The following is a 12,857-nucleotide window of genomic DNA, read 5'->3' on the forward strand; positions in this document are numbered from 1 at the left end:
CTTCACTGGATTAGTTGCGTTTTACAACAATTATTGGTTGTGATTGTGATACATTCGTTTGATCCGCAGTGTCAGCACTTGCTTCTTCCACTTCACCATTGTCCTCAGAATCGCCATCTTCTACCGTTGCCGCTGAATCATCGGACTCTTCCACTACCTTCACCGGTGTATCTTCGTCTTCATAAGAGTCGGCCGGAACTAAGGTTACCGGTTCCGATGCATCACCTAATGTATAGTCATCATAGGAATCTTGGGAACTTGGATCGCTGGAATTATGAGCCTGGCCATCACCGCCTACGACAATCCCCTGTACGGTTACCAATTCTTGTGGCTGCACATAAATTGTAGCCCCTACAGGCAAGTCGATATTCTTACCCTTTACAAAGAAACCGCCTACTAAACCGACAGGACCCAATAATACGGCACCGGCTACAGAGGCGCCGGCTGCTTTCAATTCCTGCTGCGTACGAGCTTTTGCTTCTTCCCCTTGAATAGCTGTAAATTCAGTGCCATCCAATGCCGGAACTTTATCAAACATCAAATCTAATTTACCGTTACGACCAAAAGAGGAGGCTTTTTTAAGTTCGGAAATATGACCTTCCCCAACAGTACCTGCCGGTACCAATAAGATATTACCGTCCATCAAGTCTTCCGACACGGTAAAGCTGAAAGTATCACCCAGTTTGCTGGTAGCCGTATTAATCGGCGTATTCAAAGTTACGGCAAATACTTCCGTGCTTGGTGCCGAGCCTACTTGAGACGTCAATTTCAAAGGTGCGCCGTTAATCGTTTTGGCTAAGGCATTAATTCGTGTGTCCAAGGCACCGGTACTGATACGACCGGTTACACTGCGTTCCAATTGTTCCACACGAGAAACTAAGGAACCGTTGCCCACTTTATTCTGGTAATGCCATTCCAACATGGATAATTCTTGACTTACCGATACTTTACCACGCGTATTGCCATCGATGGAATTATACAAAGAATCAACTTGTGAATTTAAAGTACCGGAAGAATCTCTACCATAAACGGTCTGACTAATCTGCTGCACACGATCCACTAAAGCCCCAACCTGCGTGGAACCATATACTGTATTTTCTAAGGCATCGGTTTTCTCTAATACGGTTTCCGGAGCCGCCCATACCTGACCGGTCATAAGCGCTGCTACCGCCAACGTAAGCATGTGTTTTTTCATACATCCTCCAAATAAACAAGACTTAACCTATTATTGAATGCTATTCGCCTCAATGCGTATTAAACAATATGATTAAATTTTGAGGTCAATAATAGCGGATACGCCAACCCCTTGAATACGGGATGCATTAACAGGGTTCTTGCTGTCGATAGGCACTAAACCTTTTACACGAGCTACATTATTAAAGCTGGCTTCCAACTGAGCTACCGCTTCAACGCGCTCTACTTCGGAAGCAGGACCCGTTACCTGAGCCGCCCCGATGTAACCGTTCGTACCTACACTGACAATCGGCACAACCTTAGTCGTATAAGTAGTGCTCAAGTTATTCTGAGCTAAAATTTTATTTAAAAAATCATTAATCTGGCCGCCGAAGCGATCAACTAAGATGCCCACGCCGCCGACTTTTAAAATGCTGCCTAAATTCAAGCTGAATGCTTGCGTCGTATTTACTAATGCACCGGTAGAAAGTGTTGCAATGGAAACGGCCATAACCGTTGCCAATAATTTCTTTTTCATATCTATGTCCTCCTCTATCGTATACATAATTAGCGGTTTATACTGATGTTATTATATCACAAATCAAAGCCTTTGTCCTTGTATAAGCGCCGTAAATACGCCATTCATTTTATAATTCATCATTTTTTTATATGCTAATACACTCTATTTTAAAGTGCATTATACTTATGTCTAAATTTTTATATGCTGCCATACACCACTTCTAAAACGCCAACCGGAAAATGCCGTACGCATACTCTGATCAATTAAAAGAGCTATCCATGCACCATACAGACCGAATCCCCAAGTAAAACAAAGGAGATATGTAATAATCGGTCTGAAAATAGCAATAACAAAGAGCGAATATTTCATAACATAGAAATTATCGCCCGCCCCTTTAAGGACGCCGGAATATACTAATTGCAAAGCCTGCGGGAAGCTGGCAAAAGCCATGAGAATCATAATATCCGCCCCCAGCTGCCAAACCAACCTATCTTGGGTGAAAATATCAAATACTACATTGCGTAAACCAAAATACAAAACAAAGCCGATTACCGAAATAATAAGAGCGATGCGAACACCGATTTTGCCGTAAGCCTCGGCTAAGTCAGGTCGTTTTTTCCCCAACGATTGCCCCGTATAAGAAGCACCGGAATAACTTAAACCCATGGCAAAATAGTAAAAAATATCAATAAAATTCATACAAATATGATGTGTTGCCAACGCCACTACACCTAATGACGCCACCATTTTGGTATACGCAAACATACCAAAACGTTCAAAAGCCTGCTCACCCAAAGAGCTGCCACCGATATAATAAATACCCTGTAAGATTTCACGATTGAATTTCCAACTGCCCCGATGCCACGACAAATGGGAGTCTTTCGCATGAATTGCATATAACAAAAGAAAGAAGATTAAGGTGTAGCTCGTCATAGTGGCTATCCCGGCTCCTTTGATGCCAAGCGCCGGAATCGGTCCCAGACCGTAAATCAAGGTAAAACTCATAACTACATTAAGCACATTACCGATGGCATTAGCTTTAAAAATAGCCTTCGTGTTACCCACGCCGATTAATGCCGCCCCCAGCATAACACCTAAGGCCGAAAAGAAAAGCCCGATAATGATGAATTGACCATAGGCAACGGCCTCATCAATATAAGAAGCCTGAGCTCCGGCAAACGTTAAAATAGGATTTAACAGATAAAAACAAATACACAACAAAGGCACGTAAAACAATACGGTCAATAATACCCCTTGTTTTAGTACGGAGTTCATCGTTTCATAATCCTCTTCCCCTTTGCGTCTTGCCACAATGGCTGTAATCGCAATCGCTGCGGAACGGACAAAAACGAGCATCACCATAAGCGGTTGACTCATAATCCCTACGGCCGCCAAAGCATCGGCTCCAAGAGCTCCTACCATAGCCAAATTGATGGCTGTCATAAGTTGCAACAACAACCCCTGCATCGTAGCCGGCCAAGCTACATCAATATATTCTTTATAAATTTCTTTTGTTGTCGGCACCGGTCCCAAACGTTTCGCCGGCGGCAAAATATAATCAATCCCAAATCGTCCCGCTAGTCCTAATAACATGACAACTCCTCTTTTTCAAAAACCATGCTAAACCCACTCGCTATAAAAAAACACTCCTAAACAGAGGTCAAGGCCCTTGCCTAGGAGTGTTTATTAACTCGCATTTAATTATACACAGGATTCGTCAATTCTCATAGACCGACTATAGGTCTTAATTTGTCTTATTGAGGCAACGAAATGATGTCAGTGAAGATATCGCCTGCTTTTTTAATGATTTGTTCATTACCCATAACGCTGATATGACTATCTTTCATAACCGAAGCTACCACTTCAGCCAAAGCTTTAATATCGCTCTGACGGGTCGCAATTACCTGTTCGCGCAAACGTTCCGCATCTTCAGGCGTTGCTTCACCGAAATATTCGCTCATAGCGCGCGGTCCGCGTAAAGCCGGTGTCAACGGAATATCAAGGCCACTCATGGTACCGATAATATACTTGCGCATTTCACGGTCGGAAATATCAAATTTCGCAAGATATTCGCTGAGCTCGCTGTATACTTTCAATGTTTCCGTCAAGTTCGGATCGCGATAACTGCAAAGTACAAAGTTACCATTGTTGTAGAAGTTTACGAAAGCACCATAGGCCCCCCCCTGAACACGGATACGCGTCCACAAGTAGTCATAACGCAAGATGACTTCCAACACCTTCATGGCACCGCCTGGTTTGAAACCATGGTCACGGAAGTTACCGCCTTGAGCTACGTACTGAACCTTACCGGAGGTAACAATACCTTCGTTAACATATTCCTTCGTAAGTTTCAAACCCTTAGCTTCAACAGCTTCATTCGGCCACTGTGGCAATACTTCGGTAAGCAATGTTTTGAAAACTTCAAATTCATGAGCTTCCCCGACGAAGTTGATATCCACATTAGCAGGGCGGAACAATTTAGCCGCTACGGCTGCCAATTTTTGTGGCAATTCTTGAAGCGCTTTTTCATCAGCAGCTAACGCTGCCAACTGTTCAAAATAACCGAGGTTAGCGGCATCACGGAATTTACCGAGTTCCGAAATCTGAGCAATGACACGATTCATTACAATGGTATGACCGCGACGGAATGCATCGGTATCCCAAATGGCTTTCGTTTCTTTAATGAGCTCGGTCAAACGATTTACATCGGTATAGTCAGTCTTCGTAACCAATTCAGACACAATGCGTACCAAAGCATCCAATTTAGTGTGTAACGCTTTGGCTCGTACGATAAATAATGGCGTAAACGCATCGCGCTGATTATATTTCGTGAAATCGGAGATGCTGGCACTGAAACCGCCGAGGTTCATATTAATTTCCTTGGCAATTTCGTTGTAATCATGCTCGGTAGTATTCACACGGGAAATAAGATCGCTCAACAAGTTAGCATAGAACAATTCAGACTCATCAAGGCAATCTAAATGGAAATAGAAGCTGGTATAGTTAATCCCTTTAGCCTGAGTCGGTACGAAATGCAAGTTCGCATCACCCAGTTTGCTATCGATACGTTCCACTCGTTCTACTTTAGGGGATAAATCGCTGAGTTCCAATAATGGAATGGTAGCCAACGCTTCTTCCGAATCCGGTGCCGCCTGACGTGCTTTAAGGGCTTTGGTCTGTGCCACAATCGCTTCGATTTCAGCTTCGGTCATGTTAGCTTTAATTTCTTTTAGCTGAGCGCGTTCCGCTTCTTCTTTCTTTTCCTGCAAACCTTTTTCCGGATAAATGGAAACGAGAGCTTTATGCTGATTCTTAAGCAAGCCGCGTTCGATTAACTCTTCAAAATAACCATTGGTAAGTCCTTCACGCAACTGTGTTAACGCCTCTTCATAACGCAATGCCTGAATCGGATCTTTGTCGTAATTCCATTGATCCATAACGCGAATACCGTAAGCCAAACCAATCGGACGACCCCCAAAATCGGCTTCGCGCAAAGCGAATTCCGTAATATTAAGGGATGCTTCCAATAAGCTCTTATCAAGGCCTTCCTTCACAAGTCGCGCAAGTTCCGATTCCACCAATTCCTGAACGCGCGCCTGTTCCTTCATTTCAGAACCGCTAACCGTTACATTCCAAATCGGCTGACGAACGCTATCTAAGAAATAACCGCTAATATCGCTGCCTACACCGGCTTTAACGAGTTTTTCCTTAAGTGGTGCTGCCGGCGAAGTCAATAAGGCATGGGTCAAAATATCAAGCCCTAAGCTGTCCACAACAGATATTTCCGGCATTACATAGGTAAGCGCATGCATAGTCTTACCGTTTTCGCTTTCTTCCGTACCGATACTATACGGATAGGATGTTACTTTACCCTCAGCGAATGGTTTTTGCAAGGTAATTTCGGAATTAACCGTAATGGCATCAAAGTTTTGCAAGTATTCATCGTTAATGAACTTTAATTGTTCTTCAATGTCCATTTTGCCGTACAAGAAGATGTAGCTGTTGGACGGATGATAATATTTTTTATAAAAACCTTGGAAATCTTCATAGGTCAAATCAGGAATATTATCAGGATTACCACCGGAATCAACGCCATAGGTCGTATCCGGGAATAAATCCGCCATCATGTGAGTTTCCAAAATGGAGTCAGGGGAAGAATATACACCCTTCATTTCATTGTACACAACACCTTTATAGGTCAATTCATCGTCCGCATTATCCAATTCATAATGCCAACCTTCCTGCATGACGATTTCTTTGTCAGTCGCTACGCGTGGATAAAAAACCGCGTCCAAGTATACATCCATTAAGTTATGAAAATCCTTGTCATTCTTGCTGGCTACGGGATACATCGTTTTATCCGGATAGGTCATGGCATTCAAGAATGTATTAAGGGACCCCTTAACGAGCTCTACAAATGGCTCTTTTAAAGGGAATTTGCGAGATCCGCAAAGCACGGAATGCTCCATAATATGTGCCACCCCGGTACTGTCCTTAGGTGGTGTGCGGAAGGAAATGGAGAACACTTTATTCGTGTCGTCCGCATCAATGTATAATAAACGGGCGCCGGACTTCTCATGGCGAAGCAAATAAGCTGTACCGCTGATTTCCTGAACAGTCTCAATGCGCTCTACTTTAAAACCGCTATAAATATTTTGTTCTTTCATAGCAAAACTCCTTTATCATTATTTTATATTAAGCAATTAATTGATAATAATTAACTTCTCGGGCACTCAAATAAACTGTGCACAATGTATATTATACTAAAGATGAGTAAGATTTTCAAAATAAAACAGACTTTCTTAGGTTACTTCTAAATAACCTGAGAAAGTCTGTATATCTGTAAGTTTAATAAGCCCTGACAGCCGCGCTAATAATTGCTATTGAACACTATTAACCGCGATTGCCGATAACTGAATTATCATGAATAGCACGAATCGCATCTTTTACGCGATCTTCCGCAATCAAGCAGGTAATGCTGATTTCAGAGGTACTGATAATTTCAATATTAATATTTTCTTCGCCCAAAATGCCGAACATCTGAGCGGCTACGCCCGGTTCACCAAGCATACCGGCACCGACGATGGATACTTTCGCCATTTTTTCATTAATGACATATTCTTCCATCTTCGTTTCTGCTTTAAGCGATTCCAACACTTCGCGAGCCAATACCACATCATCCAATGTAATGGTGAATACAATATCCGTCTTCTGATCTTCAACGGTACGAATGCTCTGCACAATCATATCCACATCAACATTTTTATCTGCCAAACTTTGGAAGATATGATGGGCAATGCCCGGTTTATTTTCAACGCCTACCACTGAAACTTTTGCCACATTGGTATCGTCAGCCACGCCTTGGATTACATGTTCATTTGCTTTCATTGTATAGTCCTCCCGAATAATGGTTCCCTCATTGTCACTGAATGTAGAGCGTACATGAATCGGCACGCCGTAACGGCTACCCATTTCTACGGCGCGAGGCTGCATAACACCCGCCCCCAAGCGAGCCATTTCCAGCATTTCACCGTACGTAATTTCATCCAATTTAACCGCATTCGGTGCAATTCGAGGGTCGGTCGAATAAACACCTTCCACATCGGTGAAGATTTCGCATACATCCGCCTGCATAGCCCCCGCCAATGCAACAGCTGTCGTATCGGAACCACCACGTCCGAGAGTCGTAATATCACCACAATCGGTAATTCCCTGGAAGCCGGCAACCACCACTACGTTACCTTCATCAAGGGCTTTAAATACACGTTTCGGATCGATTGTCAAAATACGACCTTTCCCGTGATTATCACTGCTCAAAATACCGGCTTGAGCACCCGTCATGGAAACGGCCGGCTGCCCTTTTTCCATAAATGCCATAGCTACTAACGCAATGGATACTTGCTCACCTGTCGATAACAGGCGGTCCATTTCCCGACCAAACGGTCTCGATGTGACAGCGCGTGCTAATGACACTAAGTCATCAGTCGTATCGCCCATAGCCGATACAACGACTACAACGCGGTCTTCCGGCTGTTTGTCACGCAAAACGCGGTTGACTACATTGTAAATTTTCTCCGGTGAAGCCACAGAACTGCCACCGAACTTCTTAACAATTAACGCCACTATGCATCCCTCTTTATCTCTAAAAATACTATAAAATATATAAAGATACTCTATCATAAAAAGGCTCTTTGTGTAAAGCATAAAAGCCTTTAATCTTCATCTAAAGACAAGTTCACTAAAAAAGTACTGAGTCCACATACATTTCAGCCGATTTTACACCGACCGCAATGGTTCTCCCTCCTTGATTAGCCTTCTATTCTGGTCTTAATATCTTCAACCTGAGCTAACAGCTCATCGAGGCTGAAATAACCGGCGCGACGTGTAATTTCCTTGCCATCCATATACACAACAATGGCCGGCACCGTGAAAACACCTTGCTGAGCCGCCTTAGCCGGCTCTAATTCCACCGATACATAGCTGTACTCAATACCTTCCTGTTCCTTCACCCAAGCGCCCAGCTTCGTCTCTAAAGCGCCACAAGGCTGACATGTGTCGGAACCGTACTGCACGATTGAAATCATAGGCCTCTCCTTTCTCTCCTTTCATTATATACAATATAACGTAGTATTAATAATCTAAAAACTTTCTGACTTCGCATTTCAAAATCACTTGCTATCAAAAGCTTCCGGTTCTTAATAATGCAAATCTACTTCAGCGCGATAAAAGACGCACACGCAATAAAAAGGGGTTGTAAGCAAAACATGAGCTAAAAACTCAATTTCGTTACAACCCCTAATAGCTTTCGTTTACGCTGTTATTGACAACGAAGTAAATCGGAAAAAGTTATTATTGAACAACGATATCTTTTTCAGATTCCCATAAGCCGTGGATATTGCAGTAAGAAGTAGCAATCAATTTACCGGATTTTTTGAAGGATGCTACAACAACACCGGCTGCTTCTGCATATACAGGGCCTTCGTTGGCACCGGCAGCGGCTTCACCATGTACGTTGAATTCGAGGCGAGCTACTTCGTAAGGAAGCGTAGTGCCTTCTTCAACATAGTATAATTTGATCCAAGAAATATGATGTTCAGTTGTGTTTGGATGCGCAATGTCTTTGCCTACTTCCAATTCAATGTGAACTTTTTCACCTGCTTTAACTGTATCAGGTGCGGTAATTACAGGAACGTGTTTTTCATTCTTGAAATCTGCGGATTTTACATAGTTTGTTACTGCCATTGATATAACCCCCTTGGTCATAAAAATTATATCCTATAAGAACTTTCTTATAGTAAAAATTAATAATAACTCTCTATAATTTCATTATATCCATTTACCTCGATTTTTTCAAGCACGAAATACTAATTTTTTCGATTTATAAACATGCCTTTGACATGAATTATACTAAAACTCAATGCCCCGAGCCGCTTTAATGCCCTGCTGATAAGCATGCTTAACTACGCGCATTTCCGTAACGGTATCGGCCATGGCAACGATCTCCGGCTTCGCATCGCGCCCGGTAAGAACCACATGAAGGCGCTCCGGTTTGGTTTTCAATAAGTCCACAACCTGTTCAACCGGCAATAAGCCAAATTTTACGGCATAGTTGATTTCATCAAAAATTATGAGGTCCCATTTATCGGACATCACTTCTTCCGTCAACATCTGCCAGGCATTATCAGCCGCTGCCCGATGAGCTTGTAAATCAGCCTCCGAAGTTTCTTTATTGTGAAAAACAAAGCCTTTACCCATAGGGCGAATTTCGATAGGCATACCGGCCTTTTGTAGCGCTTCTATTGCTTTCAGTTCACCATAGGCTTGACCGCCCTTAATAAACTGTAAAATCAGCACGCGATAACCATTGCCAACGGCACGCAAAGCAACCCCTAAAGAGGCCGTTGTTTTGCCCTTGCCGTCACCGGTATTGACCAGAATGAGGCCTCGACTAGGCTTAGCCGTCGCAGTTGCAGCCGCTGTAGTTGCACCCGTGGTAGTTGCGTCCGCCATAGTGGCAACCGACATAGCTTCAGCCGTCGTATTGGATTTTAACACTTTATCAGTCATCCTAAGCCTCCTTGGCACGATAGGCCTTGGCAGCCGCCACAAAACGTTCCGCCGCCGCTTCATTACCGGCAAAGTTTAAATGCAAATAGCTGGCCAATACATTGTCTTTGCTGTAACCGCCTTTATAAGACTGCAATTTGCGGCCCCCTTCGAAATGAAAAGCCCACGGGAATTCAGCTTCGGTAATCTGCGGTGACAATTCCATCGTAGAAAAATGGAACTCATGACCACGCAAAGATTCATCTTTAGGTGCCAATAAGGTATCCCCTAAAGCCGTAGCCGTTACATAGCCAACTTTTTGTAATTTAGCCTGCATGACTGTCTTAGCCGGCACAAGGCCAACCATAGGACGGGTAATATTTTCAAAATCGGTAACCGACTCGCAAAGATACATGAGACCACCGCACTCCGCGTAAATCGGCATACCGTCAGCGGCTGCATCCCGTATAGCCGCCATGAGGCCTGTATTTTCGCTAAGTGTTTCGAGGAACATTTCCGGAAAACCGCCACCAAAAAGCAAGGCATCTACATCAGGTAACGTTTTATCGGTAAGCGGGCTGAAGTAAACCAAATCCGCCCCTTCCGCCGCCAAAGCCTGTAAGCTGGCCGGATAATAGAAAGAAAACGCTTCATCATAGGCTACCCCGATGCGAGCTTTTGGCCCCGTCACTTCTTTTGCGGTCAATTCCGGCACCATCAAGGTTGGCGCCGCCGTGGCTAAGTTAGCCAATGCATCCAAGTCGACACTAACCTTTACAGCTTCGCGAATCGTCGTCAACGCCGATTGCGGATCCGTTTCCGTCACCGGCGTAAGACCTAAATGACGTTCCGGCGAATGCATCCGTTCATCGCGCCGAATGGCCCCGATAACGGGAATCCCCAAGCGTTCCATAGCTGTACGAATCATATGCTCATGATTGTCGGAGCCGATGCGGTTGAGCAAGACGCCCGCCAAATTAACGGCCGGGTCATACTCTTTAAAGCCCTTGGCAATCGCTGCCGCACTTTCGCCCATAGCTTTACAATCAATAACCAAAATAACCGGTGCATCAAGCGATTTAGCGATTTCTGCGGTGGAGCTCACGCCTTCACGGCCGCCGTCATAGAGGCCCATAACGCCTTCCACAATCACCAAATCCGCATCCCCTGCCATACCGGCAAAGAAAGGCTTCATTTTATGGGGCGGTACCAACCATGTGTCTAAATTGTAACAATCACGACCGCTGGCCAGTTTATGAAAACCGGGGTCAATATAGTCAGGGCCCACTTTAAAAGCTTGCACGGCCTTGCCCTGCTCGTGATACGCCGCCAATAAACCGGCTACAATGGTCGTTTTACCTACACCGGAATTTGTTCCGGCGATGACAACTCTCGGAATAGCATATGATTTCATAGTCTTAGCGATCCTTACGCTTAGCCAATACAGTGGATAAATAGTTTAATTTCAAATCAGCCGGTAACTCATCGAGACCGCGATATACTTCTTCGCCATCAAGACCAACACGACTGATCATTACAGCATCATCAGCCATATCGTGTTTTTTCAAAACTTCCTGAACTTCGTGGAAATTGCGATATACTTTCATGATTACCGCATCATCGGCAACTGCTAATACTTTGTCGATTTTCTCTTTAGGTGCTGTAGCCGGCACAATAGCCAACACTTCTTCCTTTTCTACAATCGGATAACCTAAATGGGAACCGATAGCACAGAATGCGGTTACGCCCGGAATTGTTTCGATTTCAAAACCGGTGTTTTCAATCAAACGATATACATACATATACGTACTGTAGAACATTGGATCGCCCAAAGTAAGGAATACTACATTCTTACCGGCTTCCAAATAGCTGAGGATGATTTTTTTGGCTTCCTGCCAACCTTCAGCCTGCGCATTGTCATCAAGCACCATTGGGAACACAACCGGCACGATTTCCGTATGTTCCTGGATATACGGTTTAGCAATGTTGAGCGCTACGGAACCGTCTTTCTTTTCGGTTTTTGGCGTAATAATAATATCCGCTTCGCCTACAATACGAGCTGCTTTGACAGTCATTAATTCCGGATCTCCGGGACCTACGCCGATACCAAATAATATACCTTTCATGATAAACTCCTTTTCTTAACACTTGATAACAAAACTATCTTGAAATTGAATCTTGCTTAGATAATACTTTCTTATTGTATGCGTTACTTGCCGCAAAGAGCAAGTATTTTTTATTTAATCTTAGGAATACTCGGCCGATGGGAACTGCGTTTTTCATAGCGCCCGGCCATGGCATCTTTTAAGTGGTCTGCGAATATTTCCTGAACACCGCGATACTCACCAAGTCCCTTCAAATGACGTACCACTTCAAAGCCTGCTTCTTCCAACATGGATTGTACACTGTCATCTTCATCGCCGAAGATATCGTTTAAGGCATGATCACCGGCCACTAAAAGAAGGGGATGCACCTGAATGCGTCCCGGCCGTTTCCCGTCAAGCCATTCCCACGGAATAACCGTATCCTCCAATTCGGGGAAGCATTCCAAGGTCGTCACACGAACATTGGTATGACCGGCACGCCACAATTTCAACTGTAACGCGGCATACGCCGTGTTACCTACGCTCATGCCACCATGACCGACCAATAACAGACCTTCTTCTGCCGGTACATTAAGTTTTTTTATAAAATTCTCAATGAGTGCTTCATAGTCATCAGGTCGTTCTTCCTGACCGATAAAATACAGTAAAGGGCGTCCCATAGCAATGTGTTTCAAAGAACCTTGTCCTTCATAAGCCATTATATTGGCTTTCAATTTATCAAATTCTTCGCCGCCAATCATATGAAGCGGTTGCACCGCAATGGATTCATAGTCTTCAGCAATTAAGGCCTCAATGGCACTCTGCTCCGTATCGATTTCTTCGCCCCGTTCACGCAAACGTTTAACAATAATGCGTGAAGTAAAAGCTAAACGAACTTCATAGTCTTTAAACTCTTTTTTGATAAAATCCACAACCGGATCGATTTGATTGATCCGTGCCGTTGGCACCGTAGTGCCAAAAGCGACTACTAAAACAGCTTGCTTCATACACCCTCCTTTAAAAAAAACGGTCCC

General features: G+C 43.9%; 11 protein-coding genes. All 11 read right to left on the reverse strand.

Annotated features, from left to right (window positions below; translation table 11 throughout):
* Positions 1-10: 10 nt before the first annotated feature.
* The gene (locus MXE28_RS02610) at positions 11-1,195 is read right to left on the reverse strand and encodes a hypothetical protein (RefSeq protein ID WP_021840999.1); all 1,185 of its coding nucleotides are present in this window, start codon (positions 1,193-1,195) and stop codon (positions 11-13) included.
* A gap of 72 nt (positions 1,196-1,267) precedes the next feature.
* Complete coding sequence (locus MXE28_RS02615) at positions 1,268-1,711, reverse strand: hypothetical protein (RefSeq protein WP_021840998.1); 444 nt, start codon at positions 1,709-1,711, stop codon at positions 1,268-1,270.
* Positions 1,712-1,882: 171 nt separating this feature from the next.
* Positions 1,883-3,286 (reverse strand): MATE family efflux transporter, encoded by a 1,404-nt coding sequence (locus MXE28_RS02620; protein WP_247239766.1) that lies wholly within the window; start codon positions 3,284-3,286, stop codon positions 1,883-1,885.
* 161 nt (positions 3,287-3,447) lie between these two features.
* On the reverse strand, positions 3,448-6,360 hold the full coding sequence (locus MXE28_RS02625) for an insulinase family protein (RefSeq protein WP_156705100.1): 2,913 nt from the start codon (positions 6,358-6,360) through the stop codon (positions 3,448-3,450).
* Between the two features lie 226 nt (positions 6,361-6,586).
* Positions 6,587-7,816: an aspartate kinase gene (locus MXE28_RS02630; RefSeq protein ID WP_247239768.1), complete on the reverse strand. Its 1,230-nt coding sequence runs from the start codon at positions 7,814-7,816 to the stop codon at positions 6,587-6,589.
* A 185-nt stretch (positions 7,817-8,001) separates the two neighbouring features.
* Positions 8,002-8,277, reverse strand: coding sequence for a thioredoxin family protein (locus tag MXE28_RS02635; protein WP_021840994.1), 276 nt, complete (start codon positions 8,275-8,277; stop codon positions 8,002-8,004).
* Between the two features lie 265 nt (positions 8,278-8,542).
* A complete protein-coding gene (locus MXE28_RS02640) occupies positions 8,543-8,935 on the reverse strand; it encodes a class II SORL domain-containing protein (RefSeq protein ID WP_040770711.1) in 393 nt (130 codons plus the stop codon).
* A gap of 165 nt (positions 8,936-9,100) precedes the next feature.
* The gene (cobO, locus tag MXE28_RS02645; RefSeq protein ID WP_021840992.1) at positions 9,101-9,760 is read right to left on the reverse strand and encodes a cob(I)yrinic acid a,c-diamide adenosyltransferase; all 660 of its coding nucleotides are present in this window, start codon (positions 9,758-9,760) and stop codon (positions 9,101-9,103) included.
* 1 nt (position 9,761) lies between these two features.
* A complete protein-coding gene (locus tag MXE28_RS02650) occupies positions 9,762-11,153 on the reverse strand; it encodes a cobyrinate a,c-diamide synthase (RefSeq protein ID WP_021840991.1) in 1,392 nt (463 codons plus the stop codon).
* Between the two features lie 4 nt (positions 11,154-11,157).
* Positions 11,158-11,865: a precorrin-2 C(20)-methyltransferase gene (gene cobI, locus MXE28_RS02655; RefSeq protein WP_247239769.1), complete on the reverse strand. Its 708-nt coding sequence runs from the start codon at positions 11,863-11,865 to the stop codon at positions 11,158-11,160.
* Between the two features lie 110 nt (positions 11,866-11,975).
* Positions 11,976-12,830, reverse strand: coding sequence for a sirohydrochlorin cobaltochelatase (locus MXE28_RS02660; protein WP_156705094.1), 855 nt, complete (start codon positions 12,828-12,830; stop codon positions 11,976-11,978).
* Positions 12,831-12,857: the final 27 nt, after the last annotated feature.

This window comes from Veillonella sp. KGMB01456 (genome assembly GCF_023051165.1).
Taxonomy (GTDB): Bacteria; Bacillota; Negativicutes; order Veillonellales; family Veillonellaceae; genus Veillonella_A.